Origin of the sequence: Halomonas citrativorans (genome assembly GCF_014898005.1) — a bacterium.
Classification (GTDB): domain Bacteria; phylum Pseudomonadota; class Gammaproteobacteria; order Pseudomonadales; family Halomonadaceae; genus Vreelandella; species Vreelandella citrativorans.
This window is the reverse complement of sequence record NZ_JABUYX010000007.1, coordinates 36,095-53,618: the sequence shown is the minus strand read 5'-3', so window position 1 is coordinate 53,618 and position 17,524 is coordinate 36,095. Positions and strand designations below refer to the sequence as shown.

At 53.5% G+C, this 17,524-nt stretch carries 14 protein-coding genes and 1 pseudogene; 10 read left to right on the top strand and 5 right to left on the bottom strand.

Annotated elements, in window-relative coordinates:
• The first annotated feature begins 117 nt into the window (after positions 1-117).
• Positions 118-834, top strand: coding sequence for a glutamine amidotransferase (locus tag INT20_RS09565; protein WP_193053458.1), 717 nt, complete (start codon positions 118-120; stop codon positions 832-834).
• A gap of 34 nt (positions 835-868) precedes the next feature.
• On the opposite strand, the gene nfi is transcribed toward INT20_RS09565, so the two are convergent.
• Together nfi and INT20_RS09555 are read right to left on the bottom strand one after the other, a co-directional pair.
• Positions 869-1,579 (bottom strand): deoxyribonuclease V, encoded by a 711-nt coding sequence (nfi, locus tag INT20_RS09560; RefSeq protein ID WP_192526694.1) that lies wholly within the window; start codon positions 1,577-1,579, stop codon positions 869-871.
• A gap of 124 nt (positions 1,580-1,703) precedes the next feature.
• Positions 1,704-3,428 (bottom strand): DEAD/DEAH box helicase, encoded by a 1,725-nt coding sequence (locus tag INT20_RS09555; RefSeq protein WP_192526693.1) that lies wholly within the window; start codon positions 3,426-3,428, stop codon positions 1,704-1,706.
• 541 nt (positions 3,429-3,969) lie between these two features.
• Between INT20_RS09555 and INT20_RS09550 the strand changes: the two genes are divergently transcribed.
• Entirely contained in the window at positions 3,970-4,167 is a 198-nt protein-coding gene (locus tag INT20_RS09550; RefSeq protein WP_087108335.1) for a CsbD family protein, read from the top strand.
• 123 nt (positions 4,168-4,290) lie between these two features.
• Positions 4,291-4,773 carry a PRC-barrel domain-containing protein gene (locus tag INT20_RS09545; RefSeq protein ID WP_087108333.1) on the top strand — a complete coding sequence of 161 codons (483 nt, stop codon included), beginning with the start codon at positions 4,291-4,293 and terminating at the stop codon, positions 4,771-4,773.
• Between the two features lie 90 nt (positions 4,774-4,863).
• Here the strand turns inward: INT20_RS09545 and INT20_RS09540 are convergent, their stop codons facing one another.
• Both INT20_RS09540 and INT20_RS09535 read right to left on the bottom strand, forming a co-directional pair.
• Positions 4,864-5,865: a glutathione S-transferase family protein gene (locus tag INT20_RS09540; protein WP_087108331.1), complete on the bottom strand. Its 1,002-nt coding sequence runs from the start codon at positions 5,863-5,865 to the stop codon at positions 4,864-4,866.
• A gap of 84 nt (positions 5,866-5,949) precedes the next feature.
• Positions 5,950-6,870: a LysR family transcriptional regulator gene (locus INT20_RS09535; RefSeq protein ID WP_192526692.1), complete on the bottom strand. Its 921-nt coding sequence runs from the start codon at positions 6,868-6,870 to the stop codon at positions 5,950-5,952.
• Positions 6,871-7,661: 791 nt separating this feature from the next.
• Here INT20_RS09535 and INT20_RS09530 point away from each other — a divergent pair.
• Positions 7,662-9,332: a peptidoglycan DD-metalloendopeptidase family protein gene (locus INT20_RS09530; protein WP_192526691.1), complete on the top strand. Its 1,671-nt coding sequence runs from the start codon at positions 7,662-7,664 to the stop codon at positions 9,330-9,332.
• A 145-nt stretch (positions 9,333-9,477) separates the two neighbouring features.
• Here the strand turns inward: INT20_RS09530 and INT20_RS09525 are convergent, their stop codons facing one another.
• Positions 9,478-11,118, bottom strand: coding sequence for a L,D-transpeptidase family protein (locus INT20_RS09525; protein WP_192526690.1), 1,641 nt, complete (start codon positions 11,116-11,118; stop codon positions 9,478-9,480).
• 105 nt (positions 11,119-11,223) lie between these two features.
• Between INT20_RS09525 and INT20_RS09520 the strand changes: the two genes are divergently transcribed.
• The 6 genes and pseudogenes from INT20_RS09520 (at position 11,224) to INT20_RS09500 (ending at position 17,445) form a co-directional block, all read left to right on the top strand.
• A complete protein-coding gene (locus INT20_RS09520; protein ID WP_193056817.1) occupies positions 11,224-11,949 on the top strand; it encodes a murein L,D-transpeptidase catalytic domain family protein in 726 nt (241 codons plus the stop codon).
• A 96-nt stretch (positions 11,950-12,045) separates the two neighbouring features.
• Positions 12,046-13,065: a patatin-like phospholipase family protein gene (locus INT20_RS09515; protein WP_193056816.1), complete on the top strand. Its 1,020-nt coding sequence runs from the start codon at positions 12,046-12,048 to the stop codon at positions 13,063-13,065.
• A gap of 304 nt (positions 13,066-13,369) precedes the next feature.
• Positions 13,370-14,722 (top strand): MFS transporter, encoded by a 1,353-nt coding sequence (locus tag INT20_RS09510; protein WP_193056815.1) that lies wholly within the window; start codon positions 13,370-13,372, stop codon positions 14,720-14,722.
• Positions 14,723-14,831: 109 nt separating this feature from the next.
• Positions 14,832-16,097 (top strand): nitrate regulatory protein, encoded by a 1,266-nt coding sequence (locus INT20_RS09505; protein ID WP_193053457.1) that lies wholly within the window; start codon positions 14,832-14,834, stop codon positions 16,095-16,097.
• Between the two features lie 15 nt (positions 16,098-16,112).
• Positions 16,113-16,285 (top strand): annotated as a pseudogene (locus INT20_RS18070) (short-chain dehydrogenase); the annotation flags it as partial.
• 167 nt (positions 16,286-16,452) lie between these two features.
• Positions 16,453-17,445, top strand: a complete 993-nt coding sequence (locus INT20_RS09500; protein ID WP_192526685.1) for an LLM class flavin-dependent oxidoreductase — start codon at positions 16,453-16,455, stop codon at positions 17,443-17,445.
• The last annotated feature ends 79 nt before the right edge of the window (positions 17,446-17,524 follow it).

Sequence of the window (17,524 nt, the reverse complement as noted above, 5' to 3'; positions counted from 1 at the left end):
TACTCACTGAATGGCGGTTACATCCTATTCGCCCTGTCGCATAATGACATGCTTTATCCCCCTGGTGCTCGCATCAACAGTGTGCGCACCAGGCTGCCTTTTTTCACAGGAATCAATATGGCCTCTGTCGTCATTATTAAAACCGGCGATGCATTTTCTGACGTTGCCGAACAGCACGGTGACTTTGAAACCCTCTTTGGGCAACAGCTAAACGATACGCTGCCTGAGCATTTAACACTTCGCGTATGGGACGCCCGAACGGAGTCTTCGCCGCTACCGCTAAACGCGCTGGCAGGCATTCTCATTACTGGCTCCCACAGCATGGTGAGCCACCAAGAGCCCTGGAGCGAACGCTTAAAACCCTGGCTACAGGAGGCGCTTCAAGCGGACATTCCCATGTTAGGCGTTTGCTACGGCCATCAGTTAATGGCAGCGGCTTTTGGAGGTGTCAGCGACTTCCATCCCAAGGGGCGTGAGCTGGGTACGCATAGCGTTACGCTGACGGATGCGGGCCTTCAAGACCCCCTGTTTAGCCAGTTACCCGCACATTTCATGGCCCACCTGACCCATGCGCAGTCTGTGTTAGGGTTGCCTTCCAATACCCAGGTGCTGGCCTGTAATTCCCACGATGCGCACCAGGCACTGCGTTACGGACCGCGCCAGTGGAGCGTGCAGTTTCACCCTGAGTTCACTGTACCTGTCATGCGCGCTTATATAGCGCATCAGCGCGAAGTGCTGCTTGAACAGCAACAAGACGCAGAGGCAATTGCCGCTCAGGTGGTTGAAACACAGGAGGCTACAAGCTTACTCAAGCGCTTTATCACGCTTTTATAAAACGCTCATCACATGGTCACGTGGGCCAGACATCTTAAAACAGCAAATTCTGTGGCTTTTTGACATGCTGGTCGCGCCTTGAAGCCAACCTGTCGGCCAAGCGGGTAGGCTCTGGCAACTTGGTACGCCCCAGGCAACGCATTACCCAATCAAGCGATGTTTCAAGACTAATTCGGTGGCCAGGCGAGACAAATACCGGCTTCACCTTGTCACGCGAGCGCAGTACGGCGCCAATCGTCTCGTTACCGGCTCGCAGTGGCACCCAATCCCCACGTACCTCGCCTACCTCATCGTGCTTGCCGTAAAGGCGTGATTTGGCAACGCCGATGGTAGGCAGGTCCAGCCACAACCCCAAGTGCGCGGCGATCCCGAGCCTTCTGGGGTGGGCGATCCCTTGTCCATCCACCATGATTAATTCGGGCAGTATATTGAGCTGCTCAAAGGCGCCCAGAGCCGCCGGTATTTCGCGAAAAGAGAGCAGTCCTGGAATATACGGCATTCGCGTCGGCTCACGATGAACAACGTGCTCAACAAGCGTTAAGTCAGGTGCTGTTTGTGGGTCCCACTTGAGCACCACCACGGCTGCCCGCGTGGTATCTCCGTTGTCTTCAAAGCCAATATCCATCCCGGCGATGTGCGTTACCGGCGCAATACGGTCATCAGACTCTAACCGTGTAGCAAGCTCTTTCTGAAGCGCGATAGCCTCTTTAGGCGCCAGGTTCCATTCATGCAAGGCTGCTTTCACTGTCGACTCCCTGTCGCTTTTTTGGTGTGTCATCTTTTAGCGTAGCAAAAAAATGCCCCCGCACCGGAAACCGGTACGAGGGCATTTTAGGCGCGGTTAATACCGCTATCGCATGCTTAAGCGATTACGCTTCGCGGCGACGGATCGGCGCATCGCCATCATCACGACGACGGCGCGGAGCACGCTCAGGCGCACGGTCTTCGCTGATTTCCAACGGACGACCAGCGACACGAGCACGGGCCATCTTGGTCAGAATAGTGGAAGGCAAACCGCTAGGCAGCTCAACCACTGAGAAGGCGTTACGGATATCGATACGACCGATACGCGCACCTTCAATGCCGCCTTCATTCGCTAACGCGCCAACCAGCTGGCCAGGCTTAACGCCATCTTTATGGCCAACGGATACACGGTAGCGAGTCATGCCTTCGCTAGGTGCGCGCGGACGCTCACCACGTTCGCCACGCTCACGGCGAGCACCTGGCTTGGCGCTGCCACCTTCACGCGGTGCACGCTCTTTACGCGGCGCTTGCAAGCGGCCAATCGGCGCTTCATCAGCACGTGCCATGGCAGCAAAGGCGCAGGCCAGCTGAATAGCGTCGTGACCTTCTTCTACCAGGCGCTCTACCAGTGCCTGCTGCTCTTCTGCACCTTTGGTAAGCGCTGCCACCACACGGTGGTGGAAAACTTCGTCACGGTGAGCGCGAATAGCAGCTTCGTCAGGCAGCGGCATTTCGGTCATTTTCTGACCGGTTGCCTGCTCCATCCAGCCTACTTTACGACCTTCACGGAAACCGGCAAAGGTAATCGCGATGCCGCTACGACCAGCACGACCAGTACGGCCGATACGGTGCGTATACGCTTCTGCATCTTGCGGAAGATCGTAGTTGATAACGTGCGTAATGCGCGGCACGTCAAGACCACGGGCAGCAACGTCAGTCGCAATCAGTACGTCGACCTTGCTACGCTTCAGGCGAGTAATCGTACGCTCGCGCAGGCTTTGGTCCAGGTCACCGGACAGGCCAGCGGCGTTGACGCCACGAGCCGTCAGTTGCTCAACCAGGGTAGTACAAGCGGCGCGAGTACGTACGAAGACAATAGCGGCATCGACCGGCTCGACTTCAAGAATACGTGCCAGCGCTTCAAGCTTGGCACCGCCGTCAACGCGTACAATGCGCTGCTCAATGTTTTCGCCAGTGGTCGTGCGCGACTCAATCGCCACTTTTACCGGGTCAACCAGGTAGCGGTTAACAATGCGCTCAATTTCAGTTGGCAGTGTGGCCGAGAAAAACACACGCTGTGCATCTTTCGGGGTATCGGCGACCACGCGTTTAACGTCGTCGATAAAGCCCATGCGCAGCATTTCATCAGCTTCGTCTAACACGAGTGCTGACAGGCCGTCCAACTTCAAGCTGCCGCGATCCAGGTGATCAATAATACGGCCGGGGGTGCCAACGATAACCTGGGCACCGCGCTTCAGCGCGCCTAACTGCTCACGGTACTCTTGGCCACCACACAGGATTGCCACTTCAAGGCCCTGCAGGTTTTGGCCATACTTACTAAATGAGGCTGCCACCTGCTGAGCAAGCTCGCGGGTTGGGGCCATGACTAATACTTGGGGTACACGACGTTGAAGTTCCAGTCGTGACAATAACGGTAAAGCAAATGCTGCGGTTTTACCGGTACCCGTTTGTGCTTGGCCCAGCATATCGCGACCTTCCAGCAACGCAGGAATAGTTTGCGCCTGGATAGGTGAAGGGGTTACATAGCCCTGTGCTTCAACAGCAGACAGAACGGCAGGCAATAGAGCCAGATCGCCGAAGCTCGGCGAGGCGACAGAAGTCGAGGTCATTAATCACACCTTGGTAGGCCGGCAGTACCGGCAAAAGAGCATCGTAAGCGTCTCTGACTCTGACATCGACGTGCGCTAAAAGGCAGCATCGAAAAACAGGTTCCGTCAATAAGCGGATAATGTCATCAGTGGAGTCGGAGACGCCGGTCGCACCTGGCATACGGCTGGCAAACCTATATATTTTCAAATCTATATAAAGGGCCAACCGCTGTGGCGACCTTCTGCGCCGATTTCACCCGTTTGGTGAAATGCTGGAGGCGCGCCATCTTCACAGCAATGAACATCTGCAATCATAGAGATGTTCCAGCAAGCCTTGCTACGCATCAAATATAAAAACTACGTAGACATCGCTTATCGTCGTGATGGAGGGGTCAACACATGCGAGGAGCGCGCATCCTAACACCTCAAATAATGAATGACCAGCCTTTTTACTTCACCTTCTTTTACTTCACCCAAAACAAACATCTTCACTTGCACTTGTGTAAACATCGTCTAACTTAATTAGATGCCTCAACACGTTCAGCCATTCAAGGAGTGATGTATGAACTGGGATCAAATTGAAGGCAAGTGGACGGAAATGAAAGGTAAAGCACGCACTAGCTGGGGCGACTTTACCGATGATGAGCTTGATCAGATTGGTGGCAGGAAAGATCAGCTAGTGGGCAAGCTTCAGCAAAAATATGGTCTGACGCGTGAAGAAGCTGAAAGACGTGCTGATGATTGGGCCAACACGCTATAACCCGTCAGCGCCATAAGCCTACTCGCTTCTATTTTAGTCAAACGTTGCAAGTTATTGGTGACGAGTAATGAATGGGCAGCCAATTGTTGACCATTCTGTATTTTAGCCACATGGAGAGAAGCTATGCGTAAGACAATGTTAACCACCGCTATCGGTACCGCCCTGCTAGGCAGTCTGGCCTTCGGAGTGCAAGCGTCAGAAGAGCCCCAAGGCATGTACTCCGCTAAAGATATCCTTGACGCTGACGTCTACTTCAACAATGGATCCGGCGATGAGATCGGTGAAGTCGATAATATTCTGTTCGATGAAGAGATGCGTATCAATGCGCTGGTCATTGAGAGTGGCGCCGTATTAGGCCTTGGTGGTCGTGAGATCGTTGTAGGCACTGATTACTTCTCGCTTGAAACTCACACTGAGAGCGACGGGGATACCGAGCACCGCATTATTCTTGATGCAACCCCCGAAGAAGTTGAAGAATTTCCTGCCTACAACCATGACTGGTGGGAACAAACCAAAGTAAATGCGCGCGATGCGTGGGAAACTACCCGCGATGGCGCACAAAGCGCTTGGCAATCAACACGTGAAGCCATTTCAGATCACGATTAACACCGTTAATCATCAAGCTAACGTAATAACAGAAGACCGCCTTTTCGGCGGTCTTCTGGTTTGCAACGGCGGCTGTGCTGAACAGGCTGCCTAAGCGCTCTGCTTAGAACGTACCCCACGTCCCGGCAAGCGCTCTCGATCATGGGGGCGTTCAAAATCAAGCAGCGGCCCAGCGGGTACAATGCGTGTTGGGTTAATCGTATCGTGGCTATAGTAGTAGTGACGTTTTATATGATCCATATCAACCGTTTCAGCCACCCCCGGCCACTGGTAGATCTCACGCACATAGTTGGACAAGTTGGGAAAGTCTTCAATACGCTTAAAATTGCATTTGAAGTGGCCGTAATACACGGCATCAAAACGAATCAGCGTCGTAAACAGGCGGATATCCGCTTCTGTTAGCCACTCCCCCGCCAAGTAACGCTGGTTACCCAAGCGTTTTTCCACACGCTCTAGTGCTTCAAATAGCGCGTGAACATGCTTTTCATACACAGCCTGCTCGGTGGCAAAACCGGTCTTGTAGACGCCATTGTTAATATGGTCATAGACATCGGCATTCACTTGATCGATCTGTTCGCGCAAATCCTCCGGATAAAAATCCAAGTGGTTGCCAGTAAGATCATCAAACGCGACATTCAATATACGTAACAAGTCGGCCGACTCATTATTAACGATGGCACTTCGCTTTTTATCCCAGAGCACCGGGACCGTTACCCGACCGGTATAGGTGGGGTTAGTCATGGTGTATAGCTGATAGTGGTAATCAACGCCGTTAACGGCGTCACCGCTTGAGCCTTCATTCTGCTCATAGGTCCACCCCTTATTTAACATCAAAGGGCTCACATGTGACTCGCCTATCAACGACTCCAGCCCTTTTAGCTTACGCATTATGAGGATGCGATGCGCCCAAGGGCAGGCTAACGAAACGTATAGATGGTAGCGGTCCTTTTCAGCGGGATAGCAGGCCCCGTCAGTTCCCGGTTGATCACCGACCCAATCACGCAGCTGAGCAGACTCACGCACAAATTCACCGCCGCTCTTTTTCGTGTCGTACCACTGGTCGTGCCATTCACCATTAACAAGCAAGCCCATAAGGCATCTCCTAAAGGGGGTAATAAGTATCTGACGACGCTACCTTCAGCATACCCCCGGTGCACAGATGCTCAAGCGGATGTTTTACGGTGTTTCATTCGAGATAATCGAACCATGAGAATAGAGTTCGTCGACCGCCTGCTTTAACGCAGTAGCCATGGCATGAGCGGCAGGCCCCGCACGATCACGATCCCGAAAAATCATCTGAACAGGTACTTCACGTATGCCACCCGCCGGAAGCGGTAGCGGCTTTAACTCGCCACGCGCTAGCTCTTCTGTAATATGGGATTCAGGCATCCAAGCGAACCCCAGGCCACGCTTTAACATATCCAGAGAGGTGTTCAAATGACCTACCGTCCAACGCTGCTCGGCCTTTAACCACCCTGCATCCAAAGGCTGACGCAAGGCTGAGTCACGAACCACCAACTGGCGATGCTGCGCCAGATCGCGGAGGTCCAGTGATCGCCCCAACTGGTGTAGGGCATGATCCGGATGGGCAACCGCAATAAAGCGAACGAGCACCAGAGGCTCGCCTAAAAAACCCTGCGCCGATATACCCGAAACCACGAGGTCTGCACGGCCGTCATAGAGCATTTCAATTCCACCGTGGAGCACGCTCTCATGTAGCTGCACGCGTACTTGTGGGTACTCTTCCGAGAAGCGCTCTAGCGCCTTCGCCTGGACCGCCGCAGGGAATATCTGCTCGATTGCCACGATAATTTCAGCTTCCAGGCCTGCCGCCAGCCTTGACGCCACATCTTCTAAAGAGGCTGCGCTTTCTACCAATTGACGTGCGCGACGCAGCAGTAATTCACCGGCCTCCGTCAAGCGCACCTGACGCCCAACCGGCTCAAGCACCTGAACACCTAACTGCTCTTCCAGCTTATGAACGGCATGGTTCAACGTAGAGGGGCTTTTATGGATCGCTTCCGCTGCACGCGCAAATCCTCCATGGTCTACCACGGCTGCCAGCATTTGCCATTGCGCAAGTGTTACCCGGGACATTTCGATTTCCTCGATGCTATACAGCGATACAATCCGCTTAATCTTCGAAAAAATCTCACTAGAATGCCAGTAATCAATAAAAAGTACCGCTTATTCAGCGCTTATTTATGCCACCCGGCACGATACAGCCTCTTTCTGAAAGAGCTTGCTTGAAAGGGCTTGCTTGAAAGCGCCTATCAGCAAAGACCTGCCAGTGCATGTTGGTTTTATCTGCGTCGCTCAAATACGCAGCGCGCTCTATTGCTCGTCTGGCCAACGCCCTAACCACGTTAAAACGCTAAAAAACCCGCAATTAACCTTTTGTTACAAAAAAAACGTCAAGATTAACCCCGCCTTAAGTCTGACAGACAGTATCCACGGCTCACGGTATTATCTTCGCCCAACCTAAAAATTCTTAACTAATATTAACAATAGCTTAAGTTCTTGTTTTCAAACAACAACAATAATAATTCCTATTAGACCTTACTTACCCGACACTCCTAACCGCCACAAAACCTCTACACTACTCTCTGCCTGTCTATGGTTAGGTTAGTAATTCTCATGTTTTTCATGATCAGAAGTATGCAATACACAGAGGTAGCCGACTCGCTTTATCCAAGCTTTTATTTACCTTTGTTAGCAAACAGTGTTCACAAACAGTGATATCTGCCATTTACTTATGCTCATATAGCAAAAGTATCTTTTATGTATAGACATACAGTCTATGCACCTTTTGCTCCATGGGGTATGGTTCCGGGGTTTGTTTACTTTCATATTCGTTTTCGATCACGAACTCGGCGGTCTATTTACCCATGTTGCGAATCCTTCATTCGCTGCCCCGCACGCATAAGTTGTTACTGTTACCTGTGGCTACAATGGTCACTGTGCTGGGCGCACAAAAATTAATTACAACGTATCACGATTTAAACCAACCCCATACACCGCTTGAAAGCGTGTTAGTACCGCTTCCCAGCGATTCAGCGCCAGGTCTGCCTTCCCTTGGTCAGGAACGAGCGCCGGTTGCTGATGCCATCAATCGCGCCTCAAGGGCCATTGATGCCACCCGCGAACATATTCCCCTTAGCGATTTAGCGGCAACAGAAATCGTTGATCTTGATCTTATCTCTAGTGCGGATGCGGCGGTAGCAGAACACCAGCCGCCCAGTGCAGTACTCAACGACAGCGCAATCGATAACGGCGCACTGCATATGTCGATTGTCGTAGGCACACTTTCAAGCGGCATGCTCGATATCGATCCGTCGTCCTCTGTCGAAATCGCAGATGCTACTTCTTATGAAGATTACGGCATTGATCTGTTCGATGACGTCTCTTTTCTTGAGTTGGAACTGGCTGCTGAAGAGCCCTATGCCCCTGAATGGAAGACCCACCTTGTTGAGCCAGGTGAAACCTTTGCCGTTCTGGCACAAGATGAGCTGGGGCTAGGCTATAGCGAAGTACTGGCACTGTTAGATGACATGCCAGAATCTCAAATGCTGACAAACTGGCGTGCAGGCCACAGCTTCGACTACCAGCTAGATGAGGACGGCCGCCTGCTTGCGCTTCGCATGATGAAAAACATGCGCGACGGGGTATTAATAGAAAGCGATACTGACAGTTTCGCCATTACGTCTATTGAGCGACAGGGTGAGCCGGTTCAACGCCTTTTTGCGGGTAGTGTTAGCGGTAGTTTCGCCCGTTCAGCTCAGGCAACAGGTTTGAGCAGCAGCTCGGTTACCGAGCTTACTCACTTGCTAGAGAAGAAACTTGATTTTCGCCGGGACAGTCGCCGTGGCGACCAATTCCAGGTGCTGGTTGAGTCCGACATGATTGATGGAGAAACGCTGGGCTCCCGCGTACTAGCAGTAAAGTATGCCGGAGAGCGCATGGACCTCACTGTCGTACGTAATGCCACCGACAATAACTTCTATACGCCCGAAGGCAATAGCCTGGATCCCTCTTTTGCACGCTACCCCTTTGACGGTAGTTACCGCCTTAGCTCCGGTTTCAATCCACGCCGTAAACATCCGGTAACGGGTCGGATCAGCCCGCACAACGGTACTGACTTTGCAATGCCTATTGGTACGCCGGTGACTGCCCCCGCCAATGGCCGTGTTGAGAAAATTGCCAACCACCCAGCCGCAGGCCGCTATATTATTATCCGCCATGACAATGGCTATCGTACGCGCTACCTGCACTTGTCCCGGCAGTTGGTAAGCCAGGGGCAGCGCGTCACCATGGGCGAGCGCATCGCGCTTTCGGGTAACACTGGCCGCAGTACAGGCCCTCACCTGCATTACGAGGTCATCGTTAATAACTCGCCCGTTAATGCAATGACGATAGACCTTCCTGAAAACATGGGCTTAAACGGCGACACACTAATTGCCTTCCAACGCCAGGCCGAGCCGATGCTTGCTGCGCTTGAAAGTGGCGAAACCGGCACGATTAGCGTGGCGGGCTACCAGTCAGAAAGCGATACTGAGTAATCCAGGTTTTTGTAATCCAAGTTTTGTAATCCAAGCTTTAACACCCTATAACAATGCCGCCCCCAAGGGCGGCATTGTCGTTTTTACCCTCTGAACGGTAGCCACGCACCTTGCGCTATCTACTCGCGGGCCTGCTCCTCTACGTTCATACAGAACGCTGGAGTGCTGCCAATAGTGACGCATCTCGCCGGTAGATATCCGTGCGAAACTCCACTTCCCCTTGGGCGTTGGGCCATGCGGTTAAGTAATGTAGCGCGACAGGAATGCGCTGAGGCAAGTTCACATTACGGTCGCTGCCACCACTATTTATTAGTGTGCTGAGCTGGTAACGACTGCCACTATCTTGCAAGAGCATTTGGGCAAATTCGCGCACCCCTTCCACGCGTACGCAGCCCGAGCTCAATGCCCGTTGATCACGCTGGAAAAGCCCCTGTGCTGGTGTGTCGTGTAAATAGATCATGTCATTATTGGGAAAGCGCACCACTACCCGACCCAAAGGGTTACTGCTCCCCGCTACCTGGCGCAACATAACGCCCCCAGGGCGTTGCCAATCGACCTCGGCGGGGTCTAGCTGCGCACCGGACATATTGATCACCTGCATATTATGCTGGGCTAAATAGTCGGTGTTCTGACGTATCCGGGGCAGAACATCTTCACGCAGGATGGTAGGCGGAATCGTCCAACTGGGATTGATCGTTAGGTGGCTGATGGATGAGTGAATAATAGGCGTTTCACGGCGCGGCGACCCAACGACCACCCGGGCATTCCACTGCTGGCCGTTTGGCCGAATATAGTGCAACTGGTAGCCTGCGATATCTACCCAGACCCGCGGCTCACTAGACTGCTGGGGGCCTATCCAGCGAGCACGCTCCAGATTAACCCGCAACTGATCAACACGTGAGGCGGCAGGTGCATTAAGCGCCAAGCGAGTACGATCACCGACGACGCCATCGGCGGTTAGTTGATGGCGCCGCTGAAAGCGTTTTACGGCCATTTCGAGTTCAGTATCAAAGGTGCGTCTATCGCCGCCTGGCGCCTGAACGCCAATCATGGGATAGGCGCTGCTGTCTGCCGAGACCAGGCCATCTTCTCCCCACATCGCCAAGCGTTGGCGCAGCAGGATTACGGCATCATCCCTATCACCCGGGCGCAGCGAGTCTTCGCGCGACGGCAAATACGGGGTGCTGCCTAGCGTGGCCACCTGGCGATAGCGACTGAGCGCCTCTCGCAACTGCTGATACTCACTTGAGGCTGGGCGAGCCAGCTCAAAGGCGCGCTCCAACGCCTGGTCATCAACGGCCTGAGCAACGCGAGCCAGCGAATAGCGACGCTCAGGGCGTGGGGCATCCCAATTTGGCTCAACGTCACGCGGGTTGACCTTGCCACGCTCCAAGTGATCGAGCGCCAATAACAGCGACGACGTTGCCTGAATATCAAACGCGACCTGAGCGGACTCTCCAGCGTTTTGGCTACTCTGGAAAGCGCTCAACAATCTATCGGCACGGTAGTCACTAGGGGTCAAACCATCACTTTCAAGCAGGTTAAGCGCATTGGCTAACGCCTCAACCGATGAAGCCTCGCGCCAAGCTAGCTGCTCATTACGCAATTCATAAAATTCACGGATCGGCAGCGACGCCTGATCTTCAGCCGCCAAGCGCTGTATAAGTGCCTGTTTAAGCGGCTCAGAGGCCGCATACGCCGGTGTTACACCGAAGGGGATATGGGACAGTGCTAGACCTAGAGCGGCCCCTATCGCCCATTGTCTTAGTGACTGCATCTCGTTCATCACCCTCTCCTTGCGTTACTATGAATTCCCATTCGCGGCATGCTTACTTTCATCATAGCCGTTTACTGTTTTTCGTCGTCGCTCTTGTCAGCAGGATTGTTCTGTATGGTAACCCGTTTGCGCCCACTATCGTTGTCATGCTGTTTACCTTTCGCGTTCATTAGCCTCCCTTTATACGCGAGCAGTTTCTTTTCTGATGTCGCCTCAACGCCCCCTCCCGGTGTGTTATCGCTTAATCATCAGTTGCTTCAATTAGCGCCTTCGGCTACCCCAGAAGCGCTGCGCCTTGCCGCCCAAGCGCTCAGCTGTGCGGACCCCAATGTCGAGCGGCTGGCAGTTATCGACTATTCACTGCCTTCCACCGAGCGGCGCTTGTGGGTTTTTGACCTGCGCCAGCACACGCTACTGTTTGAGGAATTGGTCTCCCATGGTCAGGGTTCTGGTGATGCGCAAGCCGAAACCTTCTCGAATATTCCTGAAAGTTATCAATCAAGTCTTGGCTTGTTTCGTACCATGAATAGCTATTACGGACGCAACGGCTACTCCCTTAGACTTAACGGGCTGGAACCCGAGGTCAACGACCTCGCCTACGAACGTGCCATTGTGATTCATGGAGCCGACTACGTTAGCGACGACTTTATTGCGCAAACAGGTCGTCTCGGCCGCAGCCATGGCTGCCCCGCTGTACGCGAGGATATCACTTACCCGCTGATTGATAGCTTAAGAGAAGATCAGTATGTGTTTGCCTATTACCCCGATGAAGAGTGGCTCGCCAGCTCAGATTTCTTACGCTGCCAAACGCCAGGTGCCCCCCATTTAGCGCAGCGTTAAATTCGTCTCATACGCGTTGGTGGTGGCATGTGTTGGTTCTTATGCCATGCTGAGAAGCAGTGCAGCATAAATAAGCTTACTAACGCATGAGGCCTTATGACTCAAGTCAAGAAGCTGGATCTCGCATTGCAAGGCGGTGGGGCGCACGGCGCTTATTCATGGGGCGTCATTGACCGCCTGCTTGAAGATGAGCGCATCGAAATAGAAGGTATTAGCGGCACCAGCGCCGGCGCCATGAATGGCGTGGTGATGGCAGATGCCCTTACCAGGGGCGGCAAGCCGTTAGCCAGGCAAGCACTTACAGATTTTTGGCAGGCGGTCAGCCGCGCGGGTATGGCAAGCCCGGTACGCCGTTCGCCGATGGATGTCTGGACAGGCAACTGGAGCCTTGATCATTCGCCTGGCTATATCGCGATGGACCTTATGACGCGCCTGATCTCGCCCTATCAATTCAACCCGTTAAACGTTAACCCACTGCGTGACATCGTTGATGCACACATTGATTTCGAGCGGGTGCGCCAATGCGAGCAGCTTAAGCTGTTTGTGGCGGCCACCAATGTGCGCACGGGCAAACAGCGTGTCTTTCGTCGTGAAGAGATGAGTCTTGATGCTGTAATGGCCTCTGCCTGTTTACCCTTGATGTTCCAGGCCGTTGAAATTGATGGCGAGGCCTACTGGGATGGTGGCTACATGGGCAATCCTGCGCTGTTTCCCTTAATGGAGGAGTGCAGTTCACGCGATATCCTGCTGGTACAAATTAATCCTATTAGCCGCGACTCAGTACCGACCTGTGCGTCATCCATCCTGAACAGACTTAATGAAATTACCTTTAACGCCGCGCTGATTAAAGAGATACGCATGATTGCGCTACTGCAACACGCCCTGGAAGAGCAAGGGATCAACAACTGTTACCAGCAGGCCCTCTTTCACCGTATTAGCGGCGAGCAAGCGCTGGAAAACCTTTCCGTTTCCAGCAAGATGAATTCGGAATGGTCGTTTCTTTCACACCTTTTTGAACAAGGCCGAGATGCCGCGCAGCGCTGGCTGGATGAGCACTTCGAGGCAATCGGCAATCACTCAACGCTGGATATCGACGCCGTTTACCTGCACGACTAAACAGCACTATTGTGATGCATGCCGCCTACGGCATGCCCATCAACAGCGCATGGGGCTATTCCTCTTTCTGTAAATCTTCGGCCTATAAAAAGTAACCAACTGATAAGGCTTATAAAAATCCCCGATGGCGAATTAATTGCTTAACTATCTCTTGTGATGGTAGGCGTAGACCAGGCCCAACCGGGTACGAGTGCGTCGAGCCTGACCTTCAATGACGAAGGCATGTTCTCGTGAACACGTAACGCAACAGAGCGATTTGGCGTTGCGTGATGCTCAACTGGTTAAGATCCTGTGAGGCCATCCCATGGACATACGCAATAAAGCCAATCGTATTCGACTGCTGACGTTCTCCACGCCTCAGATGCGTGCCTTCCACCTGTCGTGGTTTGCTTTTCATATCTGTTTCTTTGGCTGGTTCGGCATCGCGCCACTCATGGCGGTGGTGCGCGATGACCTTTCCCTGACACAGACACAAATTGGCAACACGATCATCGCGTCTGTCGCGATTACCGTTATCGTACGGCTCCTGATCGGATTGCTGTGTGACCGATTAGGACCGCGCAAAACCTACACGGGCCTGCTCATTTTAGGCTCCCTACCGGTCATGGGCATCGGCTTTGCCAATAGTTTTGAGACGTTCCTGCTAGCCCGCTTAGCCATTGGCGCTATCGGTGCCTCATTCGTGATTACGCAGTACCACACCACCATGATGTTTGCGCCCAATGTCGTGGGTACCGCCAATGCAACGAGTGCGGGCTGGGGTAATCTGGGAGGCGGTACCACGCAAATTCTCATGCCGCTTATCTTTGCAGGCATGCTAATGCTGGGCGTTAACGAAGCGCTAGGCTGGCGTCTTGCCATGGTCGTGCCCGGCATTGTGATGTTTATCACCGGGCTCGGTTACTGGTTCCTCACGCAGGATGCGCCTGACGGCAACTTTAGTGACCTGCGCGCACGGGGTGAATTGCCCGAGGCAACGGGCGAGAACAGCGCCACTCAATGCTTTTTAGCAGCGGCGAAAGACATCCGCGTTTGGGCACTGTTTGTCGTTTATGGGCTCTGTTTTGGTGTTGAACTTACGATCAACAATATTGCGGCTATCTACTTCTTCGACAAATTCGACTTAACGCTGGCAATGGCTGGCATGATTGCAGGGCTTTTTGGGTTGATGAATATTTTTGCCCGCACACTGGGTGGTGTTTTCTCGGACCTATTCGCCAAACAGGGCGGGTTAAAAGGACGCGTGCGCTGGCTATTTATTGCGCTGCTTTGTGAAGGCATTGCGCTGGTCGCCTTTTCGCAAATGCACATTCTAAGCTTGGCCATTGGCATCATGCTGGTGTTTAGCCTCTTCGTACAAATGGCCGAAGGCGCCACGTTCGGTGTCGTGCCGTTTATCAATAAAAAAGCCTTGGGCGCAGTTGCCGGGATTGTGGGTGCAGGCGGAAATGTCGGCGCCGTCTCGGCAGCCTTTCTGTTTCGCAGTGAAAGCTTAAGCTATCAACAAGGGCTATTTTACCTGGGCGTGACCGTTCTGGTACTGGCCTCGTGTGTATTAGTCGTTCGGTTTAACGACGTAACGGAAGCACAAGAAGCAAACGCTTACCGTGATGCCGTGGGCGATGATACCGGTGCGGGGGCCCTTTCATTACGTTAGCGCTAGGCATTACGTTAACACCAGGCATTACACTCAAGCAGCCCCCTACTCTCCGCCGCAAGCCAGCCATGGGAGAAGGGGGCAACGCGGCGAGTAAAAGGAAATCGTTATGTCATCTGCCCTGCAGCTACTCTTAACCGCCATTCGTTGCGATATCGACAATTTTCGCTATTTAGCAACGACCTCAGAAATCGTTGCGGATATTAGCCGTTTTATCCATGTGCTTCAGCGCGAACGCGGTGCCTCAACGATTTATCTCGCCTCTCAAGGTCAGCGCTTTAAAACACGCCGCCAGACGTATATTAACAAGAGCAAAGAGGCCGAAGCGCTGATGCGCAGGCGCTTAGAGGCGCTAAGCCAGGAAGCACGCCCACAGGCAGCGGCGCGCCTGCTGCGCCGAATAGCCGCCATGTGGAACGCCCTGGACGACTTAAGCGCACTGCGCAGCGCCATTGATAACGTTGCTATTTCTCCCGATGCCGCCACCCAAGCCTTTAATCACCTTATTGGCGGTTTGTTAGCGATTGTCTTCGAAGCTGCCGACACTTCAGACGATCCAGATATTACCCGCGCGCTGGTGGCTATTTTCCATCTCATGCAAGGCAAGGAGCTGGCCGGACAAGAGCGTGCCTGTGGCGCCTTTGGCTATACCCTTGGCCATTTTGATGACAGTCACCGCCAACTTCTCGGCCAACTGGTTAACGACCAGCAGCGCTGTTTTGACACTTTTATCGAATTTGCTACTCCAGACGCCGCGCTTGCCTGGCAGCAAGCCGTTTCAACCAGCGCGCTAACCGGCATTCAACAACTGCGCGAGGCCGCCTGCCAGCCAGCGTCGCCGCACATAGCGTCTAACCCGCTGGGTGAAACCTGGTACGAGCTAACCACGCTGCGCATTGATGCAATCAAAAGCGTCGAAGATACGTTAAACGCACAGCTAGCCGCGCTTTGCTATCGCAAAATACACCAGGCAGAAGCAACGCTTGAGCAGACCAAAGCCAAGCCTTACGCGCATAAACCCGCGCCTTGCGAACCGTTACTGGCCCTTAACCATCCTCAGCCGTCGGGTGATTTAACGGCCAGCGCGCTGACCTCACCGCTTGGCCGCTCCCTGATAGCGTTAACCCAGACCCAGTCCAGCCGCCTACAAGGATTAAGCGATGAGCTGGAAAATACCCGTAAGGCACTGCGCGAGCGCAAGCTTATTGAACGCGCTAAAGGGCTTATTATGGCGCACCAATCAATGAGTGAAGAGGAGGCTTACCGCTTCCTTCGCAAGACATCAATGGATCAAAGCAAAAGCATGGCAGACATGGCGCAAGCCATTCTCGACCTCTCCTCCATGCTCAAAGAGGCTCCAGCATACTCACGCTAAACGGGCCATCCACTGATGTCACCTCGTTTGATTGAGCCAGGCATGTCGATACGCCCTTTTTTGATGGACCGCCTGAAACGGCGCTGGAAGCTCGCGATATTGCCAACGCGGTTATTTATGCGCTCTCTCAACCGGCTCATGTCGACGTTAACGAGATCCTGGTTCGCCCCACCCCGCCGAGTGACTAACCGATCAAACAGGTTACGCAGCCCAAAAGGGCTGCTCCTTGCATTTGGCCTTCGTAGCCCGCATACACTCTACTAACAAGCGTGCTAATGATTTAACCGCGTACCGTCTCATTGCATACGCGCCCAAATTCTTAAGCATGCTCCACGTCTTTATTAGTAGGTGAAATATGAGCCAACTCTCTTCGACCGCGCTCTCTGTTCTCGACCTTGCCCCTATACGCCAAGGCGGCAGCGCTGCTGAAACGTTCCGTGATAGCGTTTCACTGGCACAGCGAGCCGAGCAGTTGGGCTATACCCGTTACTGGCTTGCCGAACATCACAACATTCCTGGAATCGCCAGTGCCGCCACGTCCGTTCTGATTGGCCATTTGGCAGGCCACACTTCCACTATACGGCTAGGCTCGGGCGGGGTAATGCTGCCTAATCATCCTCCGCTTGTGATTGCCGAGCAGTTTGGCACGCTGGAAACGCTCTACCCTGGGCGCATTGACCTGGGGCTTGGGCGGGCGCCTGGTTCTGACGGTGCCACTATGCGTGCCATGCGGCGCAGCATGCATTCTGGCGTAGATGATTTCCCCGAGCAACTAAGCGAGCTGCGTCGTTACCTGGGTGATGCAGAGCCCGGCCAGCAGGTGAAAGCGGTACCTGGCCAAGGAACTAACGTGCCTATCTGGCTGTTGGGTTCAAGCGGCTACAGCGCCCAACTGGCCGCCAGGCTGGGCCTGCCCTTTGCGTTTGCGGCGCAGTTTGCACCCGGCTATCTATTTGAAGCGTTACGCCTCTACCGCGATAACTTCCGCCCGTCTGAGCATCTGGATAAGCCTTATGCCATGGTCGGACTGCCGGTGATGGCCGCTGAAAATGATGCCATGGCGCATTACCTTGCTACCTCCGCCCAGCAGAAGTTTCTGAACCTTATTCGTGGCAAGCCGACTCAGTCGCAGCCCCCGGTAGAGCAGCTGGACTGGTCACCCATGGAGCAGTCGCAAGTCAACCAGTTCCTGGGTGCCGCGATTATTGGTGGTCCAGAAACAGTTAAAGCGGGACTTGAAGACTTTCAGGAACGTACAGGCGCCGATGAATTAATGATTAATAGTGACTTTTTTGATCATGCCGACCGCGTGCGTAGCTACGAAATCGTTGCTCAAGTAGCAAAATAAGTGCAACGTGCAGCCGCTTAAGGGGCTTCAGCAGATGCCCCTTCCATGTTGACAGCCGCATGTATCGCTGCGGCCTGGT

Excerpts from the sequence above, each read along its gene's own strand:
- INT20_RS09525 (WP_192526690.1), bottom strand. The coding sequence starts at position 11,118 with ATGAACGAGATGCAGTCACTAAGACAATGGGCGATAGGGGCCGCTCTA.
- INT20_RS09550 (WP_087108335.1), top strand. The coding sequence starts at position 3,970 with ATGAACTGGGATCAAATTGAAGGCAAGTGGACGGAAATGAAAGGTAAA.
- INT20_RS09515 (WP_193056816.1), top strand. The coding sequence starts at position 12,046 with ATGACTCAAGTCAAGAAGCTGGATCTCGCATTGCAAGGCGGTGGGGCG.
- INT20_RS09520 (WP_193056817.1), top strand. The coding sequence starts at position 11,224 with ATGGTAACCCGTTTGCGCCCACTATCGTTGTCATGCTGTTTACCTTTC.
- INT20_RS09540 (WP_087108331.1), bottom strand. The coding sequence starts at position 5,865 with ATGGGCTTGCTTGTTAATGGTGAATGGCACGACCAGTGGTACGACACG.
- INT20_RS09530 (WP_192526691.1), top strand. The coding sequence starts at position 7,662 with ATGTTGCGAATCCTTCATTCGCTGCCCCGCACGCATAAGTTGTTACTG.
- INT20_RS09505 (WP_193053457.1), top strand. The coding sequence starts at position 14,832 with ATGTCATCTGCCCTGCAGCTACTCTTAACCGCCATTCGTTGCGATATC.
- INT20_RS09545 (WP_087108333.1), top strand. The coding sequence starts at position 4,291 with ATGCGTAAGACAATGTTAACCACCGCTATCGGTACCGCCCTGCTAGGC.
- INT20_RS09555 (WP_192526693.1), bottom strand. The coding sequence starts at position 3,428 with ATGACCTCGACTTCTGTCGCCTCGCCGAGCTTCGGCGATCTGGCTCTA.
- INT20_RS09565 (WP_193053458.1), top strand. The coding sequence starts at position 118 with ATGGCCTCTGTCGTCATTATTAAAACCGGCGATGCATTTTCTGACGTT.
- INT20_RS09510 (WP_193056815.1), top strand. The coding sequence starts at position 13,370 with ATGGACATACGCAATAAAGCCAATCGTATTCGACTGCTGACGTTCTCC.
- INT20_RS09500 (WP_192526685.1), top strand. The coding sequence starts at position 16,453 with ATGAGCCAACTCTCTTCGACCGCGCTCTCTGTTCTCGACCTTGCCCCT.
- INT20_RS09535 (WP_192526692.1), bottom strand. The coding sequence starts at position 6,870 with ATGTCCCGGGTAACACTTGCGCAATGGCAAATGCTGGCAGCCGTGGTA.